The 22,889-nt window shown below is 73.8% G+C and carries 19 protein-coding genes; 16 read left to right on the forward strand and 3 right to left on the reverse strand.

The window, feature by feature from the left end; genetic code table 11:
- Positions 1-9 precede the first annotated feature (9 nt).
- From CGL27_RS38215 to CGL27_RS38225, 3 genes are all read left to right on the forward strand, one after another.
- Positions 10-1,398: an aldehyde dehydrogenase family protein gene (locus tag CGL27_RS38215; protein ID WP_119992224.1), complete on the forward strand. Its 1,389-nt coding sequence runs from the start codon at positions 10-12 to the stop codon at positions 1,396-1,398.
- A gap of 1 nt (position 1,399) precedes the next feature.
- Positions 1,400-2,182, forward strand: a complete 783-nt coding sequence (locus CGL27_RS38220; RefSeq protein ID WP_119992225.1) for a 3-oxoacyl-ACP reductase — start codon at positions 1,400-1,402, stop codon at positions 2,180-2,182.
- Positions 2,183-2,250: 68 nt separating this feature from the next.
- Positions 2,251-3,216 carry a DUF2510 domain-containing protein gene (locus CGL27_RS38225; protein WP_119994758.1) on the forward strand — a complete coding sequence of 322 codons (966 nt, stop codon included), beginning with the start codon at positions 2,251-2,253 and terminating at the stop codon, positions 3,214-3,216.
- A gap of 129 nt (positions 3,217-3,345) precedes the next feature.
- On the opposite strand, the gene CGL27_RS38230 is transcribed toward CGL27_RS38225, so the two are convergent.
- Positions 3,346-4,542, reverse strand: a complete 1,197-nt coding sequence (locus CGL27_RS38230; RefSeq protein ID WP_078639979.1) for an alanine racemase — start codon at positions 4,540-4,542, stop codon at positions 3,346-3,348.
- 657 nt (positions 4,543-5,199) lie between these two features.
- Here CGL27_RS38230 and CGL27_RS38235 point away from each other — a divergent pair.
- Positions 5,200-5,793, forward strand: coding sequence for a hypothetical protein (locus tag CGL27_RS38235; protein WP_346345757.1), 594 nt, complete (start codon positions 5,200-5,202; stop codon positions 5,791-5,793).
- A complete protein-coding gene (gene mycP, locus CGL27_RS38240; protein ID WP_119992227.1) occupies positions 5,790-7,007 on the forward strand; it encodes a type VII secretion-associated serine protease mycosin in 1,218 nt (405 codons plus the stop codon). Before CGL27_RS38235 ends, mycP begins: the two co-directional genes overlap by 4 nt.
- Positions 7,008-7,497: 490 nt before the next feature.
- On the opposite strand, the gene CGL27_RS38245 is transcribed toward mycP, so the two are convergent.
- Positions 7,498-8,253, reverse strand: a complete 756-nt coding sequence (locus CGL27_RS38245; RefSeq protein ID WP_119994759.1) for a serine hydrolase — start codon at positions 8,251-8,253, stop codon at positions 7,498-7,500.
- Between the two features lie 77 nt (positions 8,254-8,330).
- Between CGL27_RS38245 and CGL27_RS38250 the strand changes: the two genes are divergently transcribed.
- Together CGL27_RS38250 and CGL27_RS38255 are read left to right on the forward strand one after the other, a co-directional pair.
- A complete protein-coding gene (locus CGL27_RS38250) occupies positions 8,331-9,065 on the forward strand; it encodes an SseB family protein (RefSeq protein ID WP_078639977.1) in 735 nt (244 codons plus the stop codon).
- A gap of 176 nt (positions 9,066-9,241) precedes the next feature.
- Positions 9,242-10,042 carry an MIP family channel protein gene (locus tag CGL27_RS38255; protein WP_119992228.1) on the forward strand — a complete coding sequence of 267 codons (801 nt, stop codon included), beginning with the start codon at positions 9,242-9,244 and terminating at the stop codon, positions 10,040-10,042.
- A gap of 82 nt (positions 10,043-10,124) precedes the next feature.
- Here CGL27_RS38255 and CGL27_RS38260 read toward each other — a convergent pair whose 3' ends face one another.
- Positions 10,125-10,490, reverse strand: coding sequence for a DUF1844 domain-containing protein (locus tag CGL27_RS38260; protein WP_014056105.1), 366 nt, complete (start codon positions 10,488-10,490; stop codon positions 10,125-10,127).
- 455 nt (positions 10,491-10,945) lie between these two features.
- Between CGL27_RS38260 and infC the strand changes: the two genes are divergently transcribed.
- The 9 genes from infC to CGL27_RS38305 all read left to right on the forward strand — a co-directional run bounded on the left by infC (position 10,946) and on the right by CGL27_RS38305 (position 22,883).
- Positions 10,946-11,587 (forward strand): translation initiation factor IF-3, encoded by a 642-nt coding sequence (gene infC, locus CGL27_RS38265; RefSeq protein WP_119994760.1) that lies wholly within the window; start codon positions 10,946-10,948, stop codon positions 11,585-11,587.
- A 120-nt stretch (positions 11,588-11,707) separates the two neighbouring features.
- The gene (gene rpmI / locus CGL27_RS38270) at positions 11,708-11,902 is read left to right on the forward strand and encodes a 50S ribosomal protein L35 (protein WP_020867203.1); all 195 of its coding nucleotides are present in this window, start codon (positions 11,708-11,710) and stop codon (positions 11,900-11,902) included.
- Between the two features lie 96 nt (positions 11,903-11,998).
- Positions 11,999-12,382, forward strand: a complete 384-nt coding sequence (rplT, locus tag CGL27_RS38275; protein WP_078639975.1) for a 50S ribosomal protein L20 — start codon at positions 11,999-12,001, stop codon at positions 12,380-12,382.
- Between the two features lie 501 nt (positions 12,383-12,883).
- Positions 12,884-13,717, forward strand: a complete 834-nt coding sequence (locus CGL27_RS38280) for an RNA methyltransferase (protein ID WP_119992229.1) — start codon at positions 12,884-12,886, stop codon at positions 13,715-13,717.
- A 32-nt stretch (positions 13,718-13,749) separates the two neighbouring features.
- Positions 13,750-14,976: an ATP-binding protein gene (locus CGL27_RS38285; protein WP_119992230.1), complete on the forward strand. Its 1,227-nt coding sequence runs from the start codon at positions 13,750-13,752 to the stop codon at positions 14,974-14,976.
- 221 nt (positions 14,977-15,197) lie between these two features.
- On the forward strand, positions 15,198-16,319 hold the full coding sequence (pheS, locus tag CGL27_RS38290) for a phenylalanine--tRNA ligase subunit alpha (protein ID WP_119992231.1): 1,122 nt from the start codon (positions 15,198-15,200) through the stop codon (positions 16,317-16,319).
- Positions 16,319-18,844, forward strand: a complete 2,526-nt coding sequence (pheT, locus tag CGL27_RS38295) for a phenylalanine--tRNA ligase subunit beta (protein WP_119992232.1) — start codon at positions 16,319-16,321, stop codon at positions 18,842-18,844. Before pheS ends, pheT begins: the two co-directional genes overlap by 1 nt.
- Before the next feature lie 895 nt (positions 18,845-19,739).
- Entirely contained in the window at positions 19,740-20,957 is a 1,218-nt protein-coding gene (locus CGL27_RS38300) for a PP2C family protein-serine/threonine phosphatase (protein ID WP_240450786.1), read from the forward strand.
- Between the two features lie 588 nt (positions 20,958-21,545).
- A complete protein-coding gene (locus CGL27_RS38305; protein WP_119992234.1) occupies positions 21,546-22,883 on the forward strand; it encodes a transcriptional regulator in 1,338 nt (445 codons plus the stop codon).
- The last annotated feature ends 6 nt before the right edge of the window (positions 22,884-22,889 follow it).

Below are 22,889 nucleotides of genomic sequence, written 5' to 3' on the forward strand. Positions count from 1 at the left end.
AACCACCGAGTGAGCAACGAGCACCCGCACCCCGACGAGCACCAGGTCCTCAATCCGGCCACCGAGGAGGTCATCGCCACCGTCCCCGCCGCCACCCCGGAAGACGTGGCAGCCGCCGTCGCCCGCGCCACCGAGGCGCAGCGCGGCTGGGCCGCGTTGGCACCCGCCGACCGCGCCCGGCTGCTGCGCCGCTTCGCCGCCGTGGTGGACGGGCACATCGAGGAGCTCGCGGCGCTGGAGGTCCGCGAGGCGGGCCATCCGATCGGCAACGCCCGCTGGGAGGCGGGCAATGTGCGCGATCTGCTGGACTACGCGGCTGGGGGAGCGGAGCGGCTGAACGGCGCCCAGATCCCGGTGGCGGGCGGGCTGAACGTCACCTTCCATGAGCCGCTCGGCGTGGTCGCGGTGATCGCGCCGTGGAACTTCCCCATGCCGATCGCCGCCTGGGGCACCGCGCCCGCCCTGGCCGCCGGGAACGCCGTGGTCCTCAAACCGGCCGAAACCACCCCGCTCACCGCGCTCCGGCTGGCCGAACTCGCCCTGGAGGCGGGCCTTCCCGAGGGGCTCTTCCAGGTGCTGCCCGGGGCCGGGCCGGTCGCGGGCGCCGCGCTGGTCGAGCACCCCGGCGTCGCCAAGGTCGTCTTCACCGGCTCCACGGCCGTCGGCAAGGGGATCATGGCCAAATGCGCGGCCGGCGTGAAGCGGGTGACCCTCGAACTCGGCGGCAAGAGCCCGAACATCGTCTTCGCCGACGCCGACATCGAGCGCGCCGCGGCCGCCGCCCCCGGCTCCTTCCTGGACAACACCGGCCAGGACTGCTGCGCCCGCAGCCGCATCCTGGTCCAGCGCAGCGTCTACGACCGGTTCATGGAACTGCTGGCGCCCGCCGTGACCTCCTTCGCGGTCGGCGATCCGGCCGACCCCGCCACCGCCATGGGCCCGCTGATCTCGGCCGCCCAGCGGGAGCGCGTACGGTCCTTCGTACCCGAGGACGCGCCCGCCGCGATCCGTGGCGAGGCCCCGAAGGGCAAGGGGTTCTGGTACCCGGCCACCGTGCTGGAGGCCACCGGCCCCGGGGACCGCGCCGCCGTGGAGGAGATCTTCGGCCCCGTCGCCGTCGTCCTGCCCTTCGAGGACGAGGCCGACGCCGTACGGCTGGCCAACGCCACCGACTACGGCCTGTCCGGCTCGATCTGGACCCGCGACGTGGGCCGCGCGGTCCGGGTCTCGCGCGCCGTCGCCGCCGGGAACCTGTCCGTCAACTCGCACAGCAGCGTGCGGTACGCCACCCCCTTCGGCGGCTACAAGCAGTCCGGCCTGGGCCGGGAGCTGGGCCCCGACGCCCTTACCGCCTTCACCGAGACCAAGAACGTCTTCATCAGCACCGAGGAGCAGTGACGTGACCGAGACCCCCGTGTGCCGCCGTCTGGTGGGCCGTACCGCCGTCGTCACCGGAGCGGGCAGCGGCATCGGCCTGGCCACCGCCCGCCGCCTGGCCTCCGAGGGCGCGCAGGTCGTCTGCGCCGATATCGACGAGAGCGCGGGCAAGGCCGCGGCCGACGAGGTCGGCGGGCTCTTCGTCCGGGTGGACGTGACCGACCCCGAGGACGTCGAGGCGCTCTTCAAGACCGCCTTCGACACCTACGGTTCGGTGGACATCGCCTTCAACAACGCCGGTATCTCGCCGCCCGACGACGACTCGATCCTCACCACCGGACTCGACGCCTGGAAGCGGGTCCAGGAGGTCAACCTCACCTCCGTCTACCTGTGCTGCAAGGCCGCACTGCCCTATATGCGGCAGCAGGGCAGGGGCTCCATCATCAACACCGCCTCCTTCGTGGCCGTGATGGGCGCCGCCACCTCGCAGATCAGCTACACCGCCTCCAAGGGCGGGGTGCTGGCCATGTCCCGCGAACTGGGCGTGCAGTTCGCCCGCGAGGGCATCCGGGTCAACGCGCTGTGCCCGGGGCCGGTCAACACCCCGCTGCTGAAGGAGCTGTTCGCCAAGGACCCGGAGCGGGCCCAGCGCCGGCTGGTCCATGTGCCGGTGGGCCGGTTCGCCGAACCGGAGGAGATCGCCTCCGCCGTGGCCTTCCTGGCCAGCGATGACGCCTCCTTCGTCAACGCCGCCGAGTTCCTCGTGGACGGCGGGATCGCCGGGGCGTACGTCACTCCGTTGTAGTCCTGTGCGCAGTCCCGCCATCCGCGGTGTACGGACCGCACCCCTGGCCATAGGCTGACCGTGTGACCATGAACACGCCCCCCGGCTGGTACCCCGATCCCGGCTACGCAGGTAACGGCCCCGCCATGGAACGGTGGTGGGACGGTTCCGCCTGGAGCGAGTACACCCGTGACGCCTCGGGCGCCGCGGACCCGGCCTTCGGCCCACCGCCGCCGCCCTACCTGCCCGGGCGGCAGGGCGGCCACGGCCGGGGCCGCGGCCCGAGGATCGCGGCGGTCTCGGTCGCCGCCGGCGTCGTGGTCGCCGCGATCGTCGGTGGCATCGTGCTGCTGGGCGACGGCGGCGACGGCGGTGGTGGCAACGCCCAGACCGGACCCGCCGCCCCCAGCGACTCCGCCCCGCCGGACGGCGGCGACCCGGCCCCGGAGCTCCCCACCCCGGACAGCCCCTCGGACGGGCCCACCGACACCCCCAGCGCACCGCCCAGCTACGACCCGGACACCGCCCCGGACCCCGGCAACGGCATCAGCCTGCCGGTGCTCACCGGCTGGCAGGCGGGGCGCAGCAGCTCCGGCGGCGCGGGCGTCACCACCTCCCGCTACCCCTGCCCGGGCGACCCGTCCACCGAATGTGTGCGCGGCGGCGCCTTCTCGCGGACCGCCCAGGGCTACAAGGCCACCTCCGCCAAGGGCATAGCCAAGGAGGACATCGCGCAGAACGCCGAGGAGTCCTACGGCACCGACGAGGACAACGACCGTAAGGCGTACGGCGGGATCACCTCCCACAAGGAGCTGAAGGAGTCGGCGGTCGAGGTCGCGGGCGGGAAGGGCTATCTGGTCCGCTGGAAGGTGGTGACGAAGAAGGGTGACGACGGCGTCGTCCAGTCGCTGGCCTTCCCGTCGCCCACCGTGCCGGACACGATGGTCGTGGTGCGCTTCGGATTCGACGAGAGCGACAAGGCGCCGCCGCTCAGCGACATGGACAAGATCGTCAAGGGCATCGAGGCGCTGGCGGGCGACGGCCGGTCCATCTAGGCGCGTCGCCGGTCCGTCCAGGCGCGTCGTAGGTCCATTCAGGCCGAAGTCGCCGGTCCATTCAGGCCGAAGTCGTCGGTCGGTCCGGGCCGAAGTCGCCGGTCCGTCCGGGCCGAAGGAGGGTGCCGGTCAGAGGAACGTTCTGCCCTCGCCCCGGTACGTCGGCGCGTCGGCCACCACCCGGTCCCCCTCGATCAGCCGCAGCGTGTCGAACCGCTCGCACAGCTCACCGGCCTTGGCATGCCGGAACCACACCTTGTCGCCGATCAGCAGATCGTCGGCGGCCGTGCCCAGCAGCGGGGTCTGCACCTCGCCCGGCCCCTCCATCGAGTCGTACACCAGCCCCTCCGGCAGATACGGCACCGGTAGCCGGTCCCGGCCCGGTGCGCCCGACGCCGGATAGCCGCCGCCGAGCACCGTCACCACGCCCACCCCGGGCCGGCGCACCACCGGCTGGGCGAACAGGGCGGCCGGGCGGCCGTGGAAGGAGGTGTAGTTGTCGAAGAGGCGCGGCTGGTAGAGCCCGGATCCGGCGGCGATCTCGGTCACCGCGTCCTCCGCGGCGGTGTGCTGCACACTGCCCGTACCGCCGCCGTTGACGAACTCCAGGTCCGCCACCGCCCGCACCGCCCGCACGACCGCGGCCCGGCGGGCCGCGAGTTCCCGGCGTGCCACGGACTGCATCAGCCGTACGGCGCGCGAGCGCAGCGGACTGCCCGGCACCGCGTCGCCCACGCCCGCCACATGACCCTCGTACGCCATCAGCCCGACCAGCCGGAAGCCGGGGCGGCGGTCGATCGCCCGTGCCAGCTCGGCCAGTTGCTCCGGTTCGCGCAGCGGTGAGCGCAGCGCCCCGACCCGCACCCGCCCGCCGAGCATCCGCAGCGAGGTGTCCAATTCCAGGCAGACCCGGACCTCTTCGGTCCCGGCGCGAACGCTGTCGATCAGATCGAGCTGGGAGAGGTCGTCCACCATGACCGTCACGGCCTCGGCCAGCTTGGGGTCGCTGGTCAGGGTGGCGAAGCCGTCCCGGTCGGTGGAGGGATAGGCGAGCAGGACGTCGTCGAACCCCTCACGAGCCAGCCACAGCGACTCCGGCAGCGTGAAGCTCATGATCCCCGCGAAGCCGTCCCGTGCCAGCACCCGCTCCAACAGCGCCCGGCAGCGCACCGATTTGCTGGCGACGCGGATCGGTTTGCCTCCCGCCCGGTGGACCAGATCCCGGGCATTGTCGTCGAAGGCTCCCAGGTCGACAATCGCCACGGGCGCTTCGAGATGGGCGGTGGCCCGGTCGTACCGGGCCCGGTCAGCGGCGGCAGCGGACATGGACGCAGCTTGCCAGACCGCCATTACCACTGGGTAGAGGGCAGCCGGTGCGCAGGGCCCCGGCTCCCCGTAGAGTGTCGCGCACGCCACGACCGGCAGGTCAGCGGCGTGTTGTCCGTATACGGGCCCACCTGCCCGAAAGGCGGTGGGTGGTGCGGCGAACCGGACGGAGCCAGGTGAAACAGGTGTCGACGGCTGCGAGGTGGTGCAGGTGAGCACCGACGCGGAACAGGCGCACTCACCCCACGGCACGCCCCCACCACGTCCCGCACATCCCCGCGCACGGCGCCCGCGCAGCCTTCCCCGCCCCCGCCGCGCCCCACCGCCCCGCCCGGGTTCACCCCGGACCCGGACACCCCCATCCTCGGCGTACGGGCGAAGGTCCCGTTCCCCAGGGGCACCGCCGGGGCGTCCGGCACCCGGCTGCCCCCACGCCCCTCCGCACCGCCGCGCACCGGCGCGTTCTTCGCCGACGGCGGGCGGGGCGGCCGGCGCCGTCCGCCCAGCCGTACGGCGGCCGCCGCCGCGAGTCTCGTCCTCGGCCTCGGGCTGCTCGGCGGCGCGGCGGCCGGGAGCTGGCTGGGCGAGGACCCCGCCGCCGCGCCGTCCACGGCCGACACCTACGCCCACGCCCGCTCCGCCTGGCACAGCGTCCCCGTGGACGGCCTCTTCCCGCGCACCCTGCGCGGCAAAGGCGAGGGCCCGGGCGGCGCCGATCGCGTCTGGAGCCGAATAGCCGTCGCCCCGGACAGCAGCTGCGGCGGCGGATTCGACCCCCTGCTCGCCAAGGCACTGGCCCCGGTGGGCTGCAAGCGCCTGGTGCGCGCCACGTACACCGATGCCACCAGCACCAGCGTCACCACCGTCGGGGTGCTGATCACCACCTCCGGCCCCACCGGGATGCGGACGCTGCACCAGCGCTTCGTGACCGAGAAGCTGGACGAGCGCACCGATCTGATGCCCCGCGCGTACGCCGCCAAGGGCACCGCGGCGGCCGGCTTCGGCGACGACCAGCGCGCCAGCTGGCGGATCCGGATCCTCACCGACGCCCCCGTCGTCATCTACAGCGTCAGCGGCTTCGCCGACGGCCGTAAGGTCACCGATCCGCAGTCGGCGGGCGAGGCGACCCAGCGGGGCGCCACCTCGGCCCCCGCGCAGTCGGGCCTCGGCAACGACGCCCGAGGCATCGCCGACGCGATCGAGCCCATATTCCGCCGGGCCCTCTCCACGCTCACGGAGACCACGTCATGACCGGGATCGGGCGGCGCCTGGCAGTGGCTCTCACCACCGCGGGGCTGACCCTGGTGCTCGCCGCGCCCGCGAACGCCGACGGCATACAGGCCCAGGAGTGGGCGCTGGACACCCTCCACGTCCAAGAGGCATGGCAGACGACCAAGGGCTCCGGGGTCACCGTCGCCGTCCTCGACACCGGCGTCGACGACGGCCACCCCGACCTCGAAGGCCAAGTGCTGCCCGGTAAGGACCTCATCGGCTTCGGCGCCCGGCGCGGCGAACGCGCCTGGGCCCGCCACGGCACCGCCATGGCCGGGATCATCGCCGGGCACGGCCACGGCGCGGCCGGCGGCGAGGGCGTCCTGGGCGTCGCGCCGAAGGCGCGGATCCTGCCGGTGCGGGTGATCCTCGAGGACTCCGACGCCGCCCGTAAGAAGGCCCGTTCGTCCCGTGGCGGCGCGCTGGCCGCCGGTATCCGCTGGGCCGCCGACCACGGCGCCGACGTCATCAACCTCTCGCTCGGCGACGACAGCGCCTCCGCCCACCCCGAGGCCGCCGAGGACGCCGCCGTGCAGTACGCGCTGCGCAAGGGCGTGGCCGTGGTCGCCTCCGCGGGCAACGGCGGCCAGAAGGGCGACCGGGTCTCCTATCCGGCCGCCTACCCCGGGGTGATCGCCGTGACCGCCGTGGACCGCTACGGCTCCCGCGCCGCCTTCTCCACCCGCCGCTGGTACGCCACCGTCTGCGCACCCGGCGTCGACGTGGTCATCGCCGACCCCGACAAGCGCTACTACGAGGGCTGGGGGACCAGCGCTGCCGCCGCCTTCGTCTCCGGCTCCGTCGCCCTCGTCCGCGCCGCCCACCCCGAGCTGAGCCCGCGCCAGGTCCGGGAGCTCCTCACCCGGACCGCCCAGGACGTCCCGGAGGGCGGCCGCAGCGACGCCCTCGGCGCGGGCCTGGTGGACCCGGCGGCGGCGATCGCCGCGGGCGGCAAGATGAAGCCGGAGGCCCAGCGCCCCGCCGTGGCCTCCTCCCCCCAGCGCTACTTCGGCAACGGTCCGGGCCACGCCCAGGGCGCGCACGGCGACTCCGGCCCCAACGAGATGGCGCTGCTCGCCGGAATCGCCGGAGCGGCCCTGGTGGTCGCCGCGGTCGCCCTATGGCGCGGCTCGGGCCCCCTACGGGTGCCACCCAGGCTGCGCTCGCTGCTCACGGGCATCCGCGCGCGCTGAGGCCACGTCGCCCGCCGTGTCGTCGGCTCGGACGCGGCGCGCACCGCGCTTGCGCGCGGTGCTCCTGGCGATCCGTGCGCGCTGAGGCCGGGCGTTGGCCTGGGGCGTGTCGGCGATGCGCGTGGTCGGCCGGGACTCGCTCCGAGGGCGCCGCTGCGAGGTACCGCCCGCGCTGAGCCGCGTCGGGGCACGCTGGTCGGCCGAGAACCGCCGTGAGCGCTGCTCCCGACCTTTCGTTCGCGCTGAGCGAGGCGTTGGCCCGAGCCGCGTCGGGGTGAGCGGCCAGTTGGGGCCCATTGCGGGCGCTGCCGACGGGGTTCCGCGCGCTGAGCGGGCCCCGGGCGCCGCGTCGTCGGCTCGGGCGTGCCGCGCGCTGCGGCATGGCGGCGGCGTTGGGCCGGGCGCGCTGTGCGGGCCGCTCACCGGGTTCCGTACGGCGCCGGGCCGGGCCCCACGGCCGCTGTCGGCTGGGGGCCGTTCCGGCGGCCCCTTACCGGGATCGGTAGGTGCGGGCCGTCGCCACGGCCGTACGCGCCACCTCCTCGACCAGCGCCACCCCGCTGTCCAGGTCCGCGCTGCCCTCGGACAGCACCGCGACCAGACAGGCGCGCCCGTCCGCCGTCACCTCGCCGATGCTGTTGACGACCCACAGCCCGGTGGCATCGCGGGGCATCCAGCCGTTCTTCAGCCGTGTCCCGGGGCCGCCACCGTCGGCGGCGGCCGAGACGCCCCAGCTCTGGCGGTCGACGACGCGCCCCATCAGCGCCCGTAGATACGTCCGCGCGGCGCCGTCCAGCGACGAGTCGTCCGAGAAGACCGCGCCCAGCAGGGCCAGCTGGTCGGCGGCGGTGGTCAGGGTCACGCCCCAGTTCCCGCCGCTCCCGGCACGGGTCGCGGTCAGGCCGAGCCGCTGGTGCGCCGTGTCGAGCCCGTCCGCGCCGCCGATCGTCTGCCACAGCGCGGTCGCCGCGTCGTTGTCGCTCCGCTCGATCATCACGGCCGCATGCGATCGCTCCTGGGCGGTCAGCGACCGCCCCTCGTCCTCCGCCCTGAGCAGCAGCGCCGCGAGGATGCCCACTTTGACGATGCTCGCCGTGGCGTACGAGCCGTCGCCGTGGACCCCGCTCGTCCCCGACCGGGTGTCCAGGACGGCGACGGAGAAGTGCGCGCCGGAGCCCTGGGCCGCGGGGCCGAGCGCGTCGGCGAGCGCCGCGCTCAGCCCCTGCCCCGTCACGTCGTCCGCCATCCGCTCCACGCCGCCTCCCTCTCCGCCGCCCGCCGCCCGCCGCGTCGGGCCCTCCCCGCCCTCGATACCCTCATGGCGTGGCGCTCAAGAACATTCCCGACCCTGGCTTCTCCGGCGACGACGGCTCCGCCGACCCCCGGCTGACCGCGGCGCTCGCCGCCTGGGCCGATGACCGCTCGGCCGAGCCCGAGGTGCTCGCCGCGCTCACCGACGCCCGCCTCCTCGTCCCAGTGGTGGCGATCCTCGGCGAGGTCGAGGAGGGGCCCGACCGGCTGCGCCGCGAAAAGAGCAGCGACATGGCGGTGCCCACGCTGCAGGCCCCCGGCGGCCGGCGCGCCCTGCCCGCCTTCACCTCGCTGGAGACGCTGGCCCGCTGGCGCCCGGACGCCCGGCCCGTGGCCGTACCGCTGCGCCAGGCGCTGGAGGCCGCCGCCCATGAGAAGGCGGACACGCTGGTCCTGGACCTCGCGGGCCCGGTGCCGTACCAGCTGACCGGCCCCGCGCTGCTGGCCCTCGCCGAGGGGCGGACCAGCACCGATCCGCTCGCCGACCCGGCCGTGACCGAGGCCGTGCGTGCAGTACTGGCCGCCGAGCCGGAGGTGCTCCGGGCCCATCTGGCCCCGGCGGCGGACGCCGACGGGATGCTCGCGCTCGCCCTGGTGCCTCAGGCGCCCGCGCGGGAGACGGCGCACCGGGTGGCGGGCGCCCTGGCCGCCGACGAGGTGCTGCGGGCACGGCTGGTGCGCGGACTGACCCTGGCGCTGCTGCCGCCGGACGCGAAGGTTCCCGGCGAACCGCTCTTCAGCCGCTGAGGGGTCGGGGGCCCGGCCCGCCACAGAGGCAGAGCCCGGCCCGCCGCAGAGGCAGAGCCCGGCCCGCTGCGGGGGCGGGCCCCGGCCCTCCCCATTCGGACCAACAGGCGAATCGCCTCAATTCCCCCCACAATGCTTAGGCGACTGGCGGTCGGAATCTGCGTGAGGAGAGCGCCATGGAGACGAGAACGGTCGTAGCGGAGTTCATCGGGACCGCGATGCTGGTCCTCTTCGGAGTCGGTTCGCTGGTCCTGGCGGGCGACTACATCAACGCCCTCGGGATCTCGCTCGCCTTTGGCTTCACGCTGATCGCGATCGCCTACGCGTTCGGACGCATCTCGGGCTGCCACATCAACCCGGCGGTGACCCTCGGCGTGCTGCTGGCCAAGCGCATCGACATCCGTACGGCCGTCCAGTACTGGGTCGCGCAGTTCGTCGGCGCGATCGTGGGCGCGGCGGTGCTCTTCCTGCTCGCCAACCAGGTGCCCAGGCTCCAGACGGCCGACGCCTTCGGCAGCAACGGCTACGGCGGCCGCTCACCGATGGGCATGGGCGCGGGCGGGGCCTTCCTCGCCGAGGTGCTGCTGACCTTCCTGCTGGTCTTCGTCTACCTGGCGGTGACCCACTCGGTGGCGCTGGTCGGCGGCGAACCGATCCCGGTGGGCCTCGCCCTCGCCGCGGTCAATCTGATCGGCATCCCGCTGACCTGGGCCTCGGTCAATCCGGCGCGCAGCTTCGGCCCCGCGATCTTCGCGGGCGGCGATGCGCTGGGCCAGCTCTGGCTGTTCATCGTGGCACCGCTGGTCGGCGGGGTGCTCGCCGCCGTGGTGCACCGGTTCACCCATCTCCGTCCGGCGGGGCAGGCCGACCAGGAGGAGGCCCATCCGCCCCCGGCGACCGGACCGTGGGGGCGGCTGCGCGGCGGCCACCGCCCCGAGGCGGGCGGCCAGGAGACCAAGGGCCCGGAGGCGGCCTGAGTCGCGCACGCGGGGCCCGGGCCCGGAGGGCGTAGGGGCTCCCGAGGGCGTACGGGCTCAAGGGGCTCGTGCCCTCCGGGGGTCAGCCGAAGACCGGGCCGGTGAACTTCTCGCCGGGCCCCTGTCCCGGCTCGTCCGGCACCACCGACGCCTCGCGGAAGGCGAGCTGCAGGGACTTCAGGCCGTCCCGCAGCGGAGCGGCGTGGAAGGAGCTGATCTCCGTGGCGCTGGCCGTGACCAGCCCCGCCAGGGCGTTGATCAGCTTCCGTGCCTCGTCCAGATCCTTGTGCTGGGGGCCCTCCTCGGCCAGGCCCAGGTTGACCGCGGCGGCGCTCATCAGGTGCACCGCGACCGTGGTGATCACCTCGACCGCGGGCACATCCGCGATGTCCCGGGTCATCCGGTCGAAGTCGGGGGCCGGCGGCTGCCCGGCGTTGGCGTCGCTCATGGTGGTCGGGGCTCACTTCCTGAGGGATGGTGGGCCCCAGCCTAGGCGGCCGCCCGGCGCCGTACGCACGGGGCGGGTGAGTTCACAGAAACGCCGAGGAACGCCAGGGGAACGTGGGGGAACGCAGGGGAACAGGGGACGGGGCGGACGCCGAGGGCGCACCGGGTGAGCATCCCGGCCCGGTCCTGGTATCGTAGATAAACGACCGGCCGGTCACGTGTGTGTCCGGCCCACAAGTGGAGGCTCCCCAGCTCCCACCTTCCGACCCCCCGGGCCGGCAGGTCATCGGTCAGGCTGCGCCCCGCGGTGATATCGCGGCGGTGCTCCCGGTCAATGAGGAGCCCCGCCTGTGTACCCGTCGGGGCGTTTTGTGCGTTACGGCGCGGTGGTCAAACCGAAACAGACGTTACGCGGCAGTCCGCCAGACGGTCGCGTGGTGCAACCGAGGAGGATCCATCAGCGCCGAGCCCCGCATCAACGACCGGATTCGCGTCCCCGAGGTGCGACTCGTCGGTCCCAGTGGCGAGCAGGTCGGCATCGTGCCGCTTGCCAAGGCCCTGGAGCTTGCGCAGGAGTACGACCTCGACCTCGTCGAGGTGGCGGCGACCGCTCGCCCGCCGGTCTGCAAGCTCATGGACTACGGAAAGTTCAAATACGAGTCGGCCATGAAGGCCCGTGAAGCGCGCAAGAACCAGGCGCACACGGTCATCAAGGAGATGAAGCTCCGGCCGAAGATCGACCCGCACGACTATGACACCAAGAAGGGTCACGTCGTCCGGTTCCTCAAGCAGGGCGACAAGGTCAAGATCACGATCATGTTCCGTGGCCGTGAGCAGTCCCGGCCCGAGCTCGGCTACCGGCTGTTGCAGCGGCTCGCCGAGGACGTCCAGGAGCTGGGCTTCGTGGAGTCCAATCCGAAGCAGGACGGCCGAAACATGATCATGGTTCTCGGTCCGCACAAGAAGAAGACCGAGGCGATGGCCGAAGCCCGCGAGGCGCAGGCCGCCCGCAAGGCGGAGCGCCAGGGAATTCCTCACCTGGACCAGTCCCCGGACGCGTCCGTCGAGGAGCCTGCCGAGGAGCCCGCCGAGGCGTGATTGAGAGGCGCGAGCCTCGACCGCCCACCCGGGGCCGAACGGCTCCGGACACCAACCGAAACACATGACGCTTCCGCGTGCAGAACCGCGGAAGCGTCCCGACGAGGAGAGTACGGCGACATGCCGAAGAACAAGACGCACAGCGGTGCCAGCAAGCGCTTCAAGCTCACCGGCTCCGGCAAGGTGGTGCGCCAGCGCGCCGGTCGCCGCCACCTTCTCGAGCACAAGCCGTCCACGCTGACGCGCCGCCTGGCCGGAAAGGTCGAGATGGCCCCCGCCGACGCCAAGAAGATCAAGAAGCTTCTCGGCAAGTGACGCCCCGCCCCGCTTCGGCGGGGCGAGCGCCAGACCGGGACCTATTCGTTTCCGGGCCGCGTGAGTCACCCGCGGCCCCGTACAAGGAGTTAACAAGTGGCACGCGTCAAGCGGGCAGTCAACGCCCACAAGAAGCGCCGGGCGATCCTCGAGCAGGCCAGCGGCTACCGGGGCCAGCGCTCCCGCCTGTACCGCAAGGCCAAGGAGCAGGTCACCCACTCTCTGGTCTACAACTACAACGACCGCAAGAAGCGCAAGGGCGACTTCCGGCAGCTGTGGATCCAGCGCATCAACGCCGCTGCCCGCGCCAACGGCATGACGTACAACCGCTTCATCCAGGGTCTGAAGGCCGCCAACATCGAGGTGGACCGCAAGATCCTGGCCGACCTCGCGGTCAACGACGCCGGTGCGTTCGCCGCGCTGGTCGAGGCGGCGCAGAAGGCGCTGCCGAGCGACGTCAACGCGCCGAAGGCCGCGTAACCGCTGCGCTGAGCTGTACGCCACGGACCCGCAGGTGAACGCGTACCTGCGGGTCCGCGTATGTCGGTGCCCCTGGGGGGTTCGTTGCCGGACGCGGGCCGGTGGCCGGGTTGTGCCCACCCGTTCCTCCCCCAGCCACCGCTGGGAGGTGCCCCCGGCGGAACGATCACCCACAACCGGGCGTGCCCCGCCCCGCAGGGCGATTGCCCGCAACCGGGCTGTCTCCGTCCTGCGGAACGATTGCCCACAACCTGGCTCCGCGTCGGCCGCCCGGCGGGACCTGTCCGGCCCGGCTCGGCGCGTGGCCGCCGCCCGGACGGGCCGGACCCGGTCCGCGGGGGCGCCCGGCGCCGCCCGGCCGGGCGGCGCGGCCAAGGCGGCCCCGGCTGCCGCCGTTCCCCGGGGCCCGGGGGCCTGTCCCCGGTTTCGGGGAGGGGCGGGGTGGGGGAAATCCGCCCCGCGCCACCACCACACACCGCACGAGAAAGCGCATCGCACCCCATGGCGACCCCCGAGTTGACGTCCCTGCGATCGCCGCGTGTCACCGCCGCCCGGCGGCTTGCCAAGCGCAGCTTCCGCGGGAAGGAGCGGCGGTTCATCGTCGAGGGGCCGCAGGCCGTACGGGAGGCCATCACGCACCTCGTGGAGGTGTACGCAACCCCCGAGGCCGCCGAGCGCCACGCGGACATCCTCGCCGCCGCCCGCGCCGCGAACCTTCCCGTCCTCACCGCGTCCGACGAGGTCATCGCGGAGATGTCCGACACCGTCACCCCCCAGGGCGTCGTCGGGCTGTGCCGCTTCCTCGACTCGCCGTTCGAGGAGATCCTGCGCGCCCGGCCGAGGCTCGTCGCCGTCCTCGCGAACGTCCGCGACCCCGGCAACGCCGGGACCGTGCTGCGGTGCGCCGATGCCGCCGGGGCGGACGCCGTGGTGCTGACGGACGCCTCCGTGGACCCCTACAACCCCAAGGCCGTACGCGCATCCGTCGGCTCCCTCTTCCATCTCCCCGTCGCCGTCGGGGTGCCCGTAGAGCGCGCGGTGAGCGGGCTGCGGGAGGCCGGGGCGCGGGTGCTGGCCGCGGACGGGGCGGGGGAGCGGGACCTGGACTCCGAGCTGGACGACGGGCTTCTGGGCGCCCCCACCGCCTGGATCTTCGGCAATGAGGCATGGGGCCTGCCGGAGGCTACCCGCGCACTCGCGGACGAGGTGGTGCGCGTTCCGATTCACGGCAGGGCCGAGAGCCTCAATCTCGCCACGGCCGCCGCCGTGTGCCTCTATGCCTCCGCTCGTGCGCAGCGCGCTCCCGCAGGGTGCCGCTCCGTCACATCGACCTAGTAGGGTTGCCCCCTCTGGGAGGGGGTGTGGGGATGGACGTCAGGACCTCCGGCGCCAGGGCGGCCGACGCCCATGCGCCCGGAGCAGGGCCGCCCGGAGCAGGGCCGCCCGGAGCAGGGCCGCCCGGCGGGGGGCGCGACCTCTCGTCCACCGGGGCGGGCCCCGGCCTGCCCGGCGGCGCGCCGGACGGATTCGCGCCGCATCCCGACGATCTGCCCGACGGCCTGGTGGTGGCCGATGAGACCGGCCTGGTCACGTGCTTCAACGCGGCGGCGGCCCGGATCACCGCCACCGACCCCGCGGACGCGATCGGCCGCCGGCTCGAGGTGGCCCTGCCGTTAGAGGACCTGGACGGCCGGCGCTGGTGGGCGCTGACCGATCCGTATGGAGGGCTGGCCATCCGGGCCGGTCAGCCCGAGCGGAATCTGCTGCTGCCGGGCGGGCGTGAGGTGCTGGTCTCGGCCCGCTATGTGCGCGAGCGGCCGACCGGACCGGTGCGCCGGGTGGTGGTCTGCCTGCGCGGCACCGAGGCCCGCCGCCGTACCGAGCGCAGCCATGCCGAGCTGATCGCGACCGTCGCCCACGAGCTGCGCTCGCCGCTGACGTCCGTGAAGGGGTTCACGGCCACCCTGCTGGCCAAATGGGAGCGGTTCACCGACGACCAGAAGCGGCTGATGCTGGAGACCGTCGACGCCGACGCCAACCGGGTCACCCGGCTGATCGCCGAGCTGCTGGACATCTCCCGGATCGACTCCGGCCGCCTGGAGGTGCGCCGCCAGCCGGTCGACCTCGCCGCCGCCGTCCGCCGCCATGTGCAGGCGCTCACCGCGGCCGGGCACACCGCCGAGCGGTTCCTGATCAGGGCCAGGGGGCCGCTGCCCAGGCTGTGGGCCGATCCGGACAAGATCGATCAGGTGCTGGGCAACCTGCTGGAAAACGCGGTGCGCCACGGCGAGGGAACGGTCACTATTGATATAGCGCCCGCGACACCGGCCAAGCCGGTCGTGGAGGGCCCCCCTGTCGAAAGGACCGCCGTCACCGTGAGCGACGAAGGCCCCGGTATCCCGGAGGAGTCGATGAGCCGCGTCTTCACCCGCTTCTGGCGGGGCAGCAAGCGCGGCGGCACCGGCCTCGGGCTCTACATCGTCAAGGGCATCGTCGAGGCGCACGGCGGGACGATCACCGTCGACCGGGCCCGCGGCGGCGGCGCGGAGTTCCGATTTATCCTGCCCGTGGGCACCCCGGCCTATCTGGCCTGAGCCGCCCGCGGGCTTCTCCGGCACGGGGCGGACCCCGCGCGGCGGCCGCCGAGCGGTGTCCCCCGGAACAACACCCCTCCCGCGCCCCTTAGACTCGGGCTTTGGCACCTTTGGCGTCCCTTGCACGGGGCGCAGCGGTCGCAGCCAGTCGAGCCGGAGTCGCGCAGCCGGGTGGCACCTCCCAGCGGTAGCTGGGGGACAATTCGGAAGTACGGGAAGAGATGTCGGCACCCAATAAGTCGTACGACCCTGTCGAGGTCGAGGCACTGAAACCGGAAGAGATCGCCCGCAGGCGGGACGAGGCGCTCGCCGCCATCGCCGCCGCCGGGGACCTCGAGGCGCTGCGCGAGGTGAAGGTCGCCCACACCGGCGACCGCTCACCGCTCGCGCTCGCCAACCGCGAGATCGGCGCCCTGCCACCGCACGCCAAGGCGGACGCGGGCAAGCGCGTCGGCCAGGCCCGCGGCCAGGTCAACCAGGCGCTGAAGGCCCGGCAGGAGGAGCTCGAGGCGGAGCGTGACGCCCGGGTGCTGGTCGAGGAGGCGGTGGATGTCACCCTGCCGTACGACCGCACCCCGGCCGGCGCCCGCCACCCGATCACCACGCTCTCCGAGCGCATCGAGGACGTCTTCGTCGCGATGGGCTACGAGGTCGCCGAGGGCCCCGAGGTGGAGGCCGAGTGGTTCAACTTCGACGCGCTCAACTTCCCGCCCGACCACCCCGCCCGCGAGATGCAGGACACCTTCTTCGTGCGCGGCGCGAAGGACGGCGAGTCCTCCGGAGTGGTGCTGCGCACCCACACCTCGCCGGTGCAGATCCGGTCGATGATCGACCGCGAGCCGCCCATCTATGTGATCTGCCCGGGCCGCACCTTCCGCACCGATGAGCTGGACGCCACCCACACCCCCGTCTTCAACCAGGTCGAGCTGCTCGCCATCGACGAGGGCCTGACCATGGCCGATCTCAAGGGCACGCTCGACCACATGGTGCGGGCGCTGTTCGGGGAGGGCATGACCACTCGGCTGCGGCCGAACTTCTTCCCGTTCACCGAGCCGTCCGCCGAGATGGACATGCTCTGCTACGTGTGCCGGGGCGAGTCCGTGGGCAACCCGGACCGGCCCTGCCGCACCTGCTCCAGCGAGGGCTGGATCGAGCTGGGCGGCTGCGGGATGGTCAACCCGCGGGTGCTCATCGCCTGCGGTGTCGACCCGGACAAGTACAGCGGCTTCGCCTTCGGCTTCGGCATCGAGCGGATGCTGATGTTCCGGCACAACGTGGAAGACATGCGAGACATGGTCGAGGGTGATGTGCGCTTCACCCGGCCCTTCGGGATGGAGATCTGATGCGGGTCCCGCTTTCTTGGCTGCGGGAGTACGTCGACCTGCCCGCCGGTGAGACCGGCCGTGACGTACAGGCCAAACTCGTCTCGGCCGGGCTCGAGGTCGAGACGGTCGAGCAGCTCGGCGCCGGCCTCAAGGGCCCCCTGGTCGTCGGGCAGGTGCTGACCATCGAGGAGCTGGAGGGCTTCAAGAAGCCGATCCGCTTCTGCACCGTGGACGTCGGCCGGGCCAACGGCACCGGTGAGCCGCAGAACATCGTCTGCGGAGCCCGGAACTTCGCCGTCGGCGACAAGGTCGTGGTCGTACTGCCCGGCGCCGAACTGCCCGGCGGCTTCGCGATCTCCGCGCGCAAGACCTACGGCAAGACCTCCGAGGGCATGATCTGCTCCGCCAGCGAGCTGGGCATGTCCGACGATCACGACGGCATCATCGTCCTGCCGCCGGAGTACGAGGTCGGCACCGACGCCATCGAGCTGCTGGAGCTGGTCGACGAGGTCCTCGACATCGCCGTCACCCCGGACCGGGGCTACTGCCTGTCGATGCGCGGTGTCGCCCGTGAGACCGCGACCGCCTACGAGCTGCCGCTGCGCGACCCGGCCCTGATCGACGTGCCCGCGCCGAGCAGCCACGGCTACCCCGTCCAGGTCACCGACCCGATCGGCTGCGACCGCTTCACCGCCCGCACCGTCACCGGGCTCGACCCCGAGGCGCACTCCCCGATCTGGCTCGAGCGCCGACTGCAGAAGGCCGGGATGCGCCCGGTCTCGCTCGCGGTCGACATCACCAACTACGTGATGCTCGAACTGGGCCAGCCGCTGCACGCCTACGACCGCTCCCGGATCAACGGGACGATCGGCGTGCGCCGCGCTCAGCCGGGCGAGAAGCTCACCACCCTCGACGGCACCCAGCGCGTTCTGGACGCCGAGGACCTCGTCATCACCGACGAGAGCGGGCCCATCGGCCTCGCCGGTGTCATGGGCGGCGCCAACACCGAGATCGCGGACGCCACCGCCGACGCGGAGACCGGCCAGGTGGCGGGCACCACCGAGGTCGTCATCGAGGCGGCCCACTTCGCCCCCGTCTCGGTCGCCCGCACCGCCCGCCGCCACAAGCTGTCCTCCGAGGCGTCCCGGCGGTTCGAGCGCGGTGTCGACCCCGAGGCCACCTCGGCGGCGGCGCAGCGCACCGTCGACCTGCTGGTGCTGCTCGCGGGCGGCACCGCCGAGGTGGGCGTCACCGAGATCATCGCGCCCAGCGCACCGCACACCATCACGCTGCCCGCCGACCACCCGGACAAGGTCGCGGGGGTGTCCTACGGCCGCGAGACCGTGGTGCGCCGGCTGCAGCAGATCGGCTGCGATGTCTACGGCGCCGACGACCTCACGGTCACCGTCCCGAGCTGGCGGCCCGACCTCACCGACCCCAACGACCTGGCCGAGGAGGTCATCCGGCTCGAGGGGTACGAGAACCTCCCCTCGACGCTGCCCCGGCCGCCCGCCGGGCGCGGGCTGACCGAGCGTCAGCGGCTGCACCGGCGGGTCGGCCGGGCGCTGGCCGGAGCCGGCTACGTCGAGGCGCTGAACTACCCGTTCATCGGCGAGGAGGCCCTCGACCAGTTCGGGCTGGCCGCGGACGACCCGCGGCGCGATCTGGTCCGGCTGGTCAACCCGCTCTCCGACGCCGAGCCCGCGCTCCGTACGACGCTGCTGCCCGGGCTGCTCGGCGCGCTGCGCCGCAACGCCGGGCGCGGCGAGCACGACCTCGCGCTCTTCGAGACGGGCCTGGTCTTCCGCGCCACCGGTCACGAGCCGGCCGCGGCCACCCTCCCCGTCGACCGCCGTCCCACCGACGAGGAGATCGCCGGGCTCAACGCCGCGCTGCCGCACCAGCCGCGCCGCGTCGCCGTCGTCCTCGCGGGCGACCGTGAGCAGGCCGGCTGGTGGGGCAAGGGCACCCCGGTGAGCTGGGCCGACGCCGTCGAGGCGGGCCGGATCGTGGCCCGTGAGGCGGGGGCCGAGCTGATCGTCCGCCAGGACCAGCAGGACCCCTGGCACCCGGGCCGCTGCGCCGCGCTGCTGGCCGTCGTCGACGGCGAGGAGATCCTCGTCGGCAACGCCGGAGAGCTCCACCCGCGGGTCACCAAGGCCCTGGGTCTGGCCGAGCGCACCTGCGCGATGGAGATCGAGCTCGACCGCCTGGAGCAGGCCGGCACCGGCGGTGTGGAGGCCCCCCATGTCTCCACCTTCCCGGTGGCCACCCAGGACGTCGCGCTGATCGTGGACGCCTCGGTCGCCGCGGCCGATGTGGAGACGGCGCTGCGCGAGGGCGCGGGCGAACTGCTCGAATCCCTCCGCCTGTTCGACGTCTTCACCGGTGAGCAGCTCGGCGAGGGCAGGAAGTCGCTGGCCTACGCGCTGCGCTTCCGCGCCCCGGACCGCACGCTGACCGCCGAGGAGATCGCGACATCCCGCGACGCCGCGGTATCGGCAGCCGCCAACCGCACGGGCGCCACCCTCCGCGGAGCCTGATCCCGCTTTCGCTGCCACCACGGCGATGGGGCGCACCCCACAACGGGGCGCGCCCCATCGCCGCGTCTGGACCCCGCCACGGCGGCCCGGGTGCCTGCCGGCCGGCGCCGGTCGCCGCGGTGGCCACGCATGGGGGCGCCCCGACTCGGGCTGCGCCCACTGGTTGCGTTTGGGCCCGGGGCACGGCGCGGCGCGCCTCGCGCCGCCATGGCCACGGAGGGGCGCCCCCAACTCGGGCTGCGCCCCATCCCCGCGTCCGGGCCCCGGGGCTCATGCGCCTTGCCGGCTCGGGTCGGTCGCTGCGGTGGCCACGGATGGGGCGGCCCCGCCCTGGGCCGTGCCCCACCGCCGAGCCCACCCCCGGCACGGCAGCCCACCCGCCGGGGCGGCCCGGGGCGGTGGTTTACGCGCCTCCCCGTTCCCCTGCCGCCGGTCTCCCTCCTCCCCGGCTCTGCCCGCGAGGGCTTCCGCGCAGACAGCGCGCGTCGCGCCCCCTGCCACGGCCACCCGCCACGGCACGGTGGGTACTTGAAGGCCGCTCGGTGCGCGGTCGCCCGCTCCCCTTTGCGTGGGGCGCCGCCACCGCCGTGGCGGGGTGGGCGTCGTCGGCGATTCCGGCGGGGATGGGGCTGCGGTCCACGGGTGCGGGGCTCGGGGCCGTGGCCCCGAGCCGCGTCGTCCCGGTGGACGGCAAACAGCCGACACCGCGTCCGCGGGGCGCTGGGGTGTTCGGGTGGGTGCCCGGGGCGTGGTCACCCGATCAGGTGAGATCCGGAAGGGACGGGTCCAATTGGCAGGAGCTGTCGCCAGAATCGTGCCGGTCGCACGGCCCGCGCGGGATCGATCGTCCAGGGGCCCGGCCGACCGCCTCATTGGCCGGCGTTGGGGGCGACACATGATCGGGACATCGGCAGTCGGCGACGCGTTCGTACGGAGGGCACGGAGTCTACGGGCGGTCACCCGCGTGGTTCCCTGTCTGTGGGTGCTCGGCGCCATCTGCTGGGCGCTGCTGACCCCGCAGCACACCGAGGTCGTCGCGCTCCTCGCCGCGGCACCCGCCATCGCCTGCGCGAGCAGCGGTCGCCGCAGATGCATCGTGCTGCTCGGCGGCGCCGGCCTGCTGTTCGCCCTCGCGCCTCCGACCGCTCTGGATCCCGACGGCGACGGGAAGGAGCCGCACGCCGCCCTGGTCACCTGTTGCGCCATCCTCGGCGTGGCCGTCGCCTGCTATCTCACAGCGGGCCGCAAGCTGCGGCTGGTCCGTGAACTGGAACAGCTCCGGGCGGTCGCCACCGCCGCGCAGGACGTAGTGCTGCGGCCGCTCCCCGCCCGGCTGGAGGGCATCGAGCTGGCGGGCGGCCATCTCTCGGCCAGCCGGGGCGCCGCCGTCGGCGGCGATCTCTACGAGGCGCTGGCCACCCCGTACGGCGTCCGCGTCATCATGGGCGATGTGCGCGGGCACGGCCTCGCCGCGATCGGCACGGTCGCCGCCGTCCTCGGCAGTTTCCGTGAGGCCGCCCATGAGGAACCCCTGCTCAGCGGGGTGCTGCGGCGGCTCGACCGCGCCCTGGAGCGCCATCTGCGGGCACGCGCGAGCGAGGAGTGCCCGCTGGACAGCCACGTGGACGAGGAGTTCGTGACCGTCCTGCTGCTGGAGGTGGGCGCGGACGGCGAGGTCACCGCCCTCAACTGCGGCCACCCCTGGCCGTACCGCCTCTACGAACAGCCGGTCGGCCCGGCCACGGCCCGGCAGACCGCACCCGGTGAGGTGCTGCCGCCGCTCGGCCTCTTCCCGCTCCCCGCCGAGCTTCCCACCGCCCGCTGGAGCGCCCTGAGCGTCGGCGACACGCTGGTGCTGCACACCGACGGCGCCGAGGACGTGCGCGACGCCCACGGCACGTTCTTCCCCCTGCGCCGCGCCCTGTCCGAGGCCGCGGGCCCCGGGCCGCTCGTCCCCGCGGCGGTCGTGGCGGGGGTGCGCTCGGCGCTGCTGCGTCACACCGGCGGGCGGCTCGCCGATGATGTCGCGCTGCTCGCGCTGCGCTTCGACCGCTGCCCGCTGTCCGCCACCACGGCCCTCACCCGCCCGGCCGCCGACGCCAACCGGGGCTAGGGGATGTCCGGCGGATCTTGACGCCTGCGGCGGGCTGTTCCCCGCCCCTTCCCGCAGCATCGATATGCGGCTCCGCCGCGCGGTGGGGCCCCGCCCCAGACCCCGGGGCCCAGAGGCGAGGCCCCTGGCAACAGGCACCGGCGGGCAGGCTGCCCCCGCCCCGCCCCGCCCCTTCCCGCAGCATCGATATGCGGCTCCGCCACGTGGCAGGGCTCCGCCCCAAACTCCGCGTCCAGGGGCGAGGCCCTGGCAACGGACGCGGCGGGCGGGCTGCTCCCCACCCCGCCCCTTCCCCAACCGGGGCTCCGCCCCAGCCCCCGGCGTCCAGGGGCGAAGTCCCTGGCAACGGGCACCGGCGGGCAGGCTGCTCCCAGACCTGCCCCGCCCCCTCCCCAGCCGGGGCTCCACCCCTGTACCCCCGGGGGTACAGGGGTGGAGCCCCTGGTGACGGGAAGGGGCGGGGAGGGGAAAGACCCGCTGGACACCCCCTGCACGCCGCGCCAACGGCCCACCCCGCCCCGCCCGTTCACACCCCGTGCGAATCTCCCTCCACTACGCTGGCGCCACCGAGCGTTTCGGGAGGGCGAGATGGAGCCCAATACACTGCTCGACTCCGTGCTCGACGAGGCCGGAGTCTCCCACGCCGGACTGGCCGCCCATGTCAATGAGGCAGGCCGGGCCCGGGGGATGAAGCTGCGGTACGAGCACACCGCGGTGGCCCGGTGGCTGAAGGGCCAGCGGCCGCGCGGCCAGGTGCCGGACCTCATCTGCGAGGTGCTGGGCGAGCGGCTGCACCGTGCCCTCACCCTGGATGACATCGGCCTCGGCACCCCCGGCAGCCGCCGGGGGCCCGCCACCCCGCTCTCCGGATTCGTCGAGCGCGCCACCGCGCTGTGGCGTTCCGACGAGCAGCAGCGCCCGCATGTCGTCGAGGCCCCGGCGGTCACCGGCACCCCCGCCGTCATCCCGGTGTGGGAGTGGGAGAACCCTCCCGAGGACTCCGATGTCTCCCGGCGCGGTCTGACCCGGGTCAGCTTGACCGACATCGAGACGCTGCGCGCCGCCCGTGCCCACTACGAGCAGATGTACCGCAAGGCCGGCGGCGTCGCGACCCGGACCCGGGTGGTGGGGTTCCTCAACTCCGAGGCCGCACCGCTGCTGCGCGGCAGCTACGCCGACGACACCGGCCGCCAACTGCACCGGGCGACCGGCGGCCTGGTGGCCATCGCCGGGATCTGCGCGTACGACTCCAATACGCACGGCCTGGCTCAGCGCTACTTCCACCAGGCGCTGCGGCTCGCCAAGGCCAGTGGCGACCGGGGCCTGGGCGCCTACGTCATAGCGCTGCTGGTCAACCAGTCCCTCTTCATGAAGGAGTACCGGCAGGCGGTCGCCTTCGCCGAATCGGCGCTGCGCGCCGCGGGCTCCCAGATCACCCCCGCGCTCGCCGCCGACCTCTACGCCATGCAGGCCAAGGCGTACGCCCGGCTCGGCGACGGCGCCGGGGCGCTGTCCTGCATCCGGCGCGCCGAGACCGCCGCCGACCGGATCAGACCGGGCCAGGAGCCCGACGAGACCGGCTATGTGCAGCCGGGTCTGGTGAACGTCCAGGTGGCCGAGGCGCTGCTGAGTCTCGGCGACCTCGGCGGCGCCCGCGAGCACGCCACCGCCGCGGTCGGCACCCCCGCGCACGACCGGGGCCGGGTGCACCGGCTCGCCATGCTCACCCATATCGAGCTGCGTCAGGGGGACGTGGACCGGGCGGGCGCCACGGCGGTGGAGATGACCGAGCGCGCGCGGGGCATGGAGTCCCAGCGGTTACGCGACCGGTTGCGGGCGGTACGGGAGCACCTCGCGGCCAGCGGAAGCGCCGCGACAGCCGAGGCCGCCGCGCTCATCGACGGGGCACTGCGCGTTCCTCTGTGACCAGCG

Origin of the sequence: Streptomyces sp. 11-1-2, from assembly GCF_003595545.1 — a bacterium.
GTDB classification, from domain to species: domain Bacteria; phylum Actinomycetota; class Actinomycetes; order Streptomycetales; family Streptomycetaceae; genus Streptomyces; species Streptomyces hygroscopicus_B.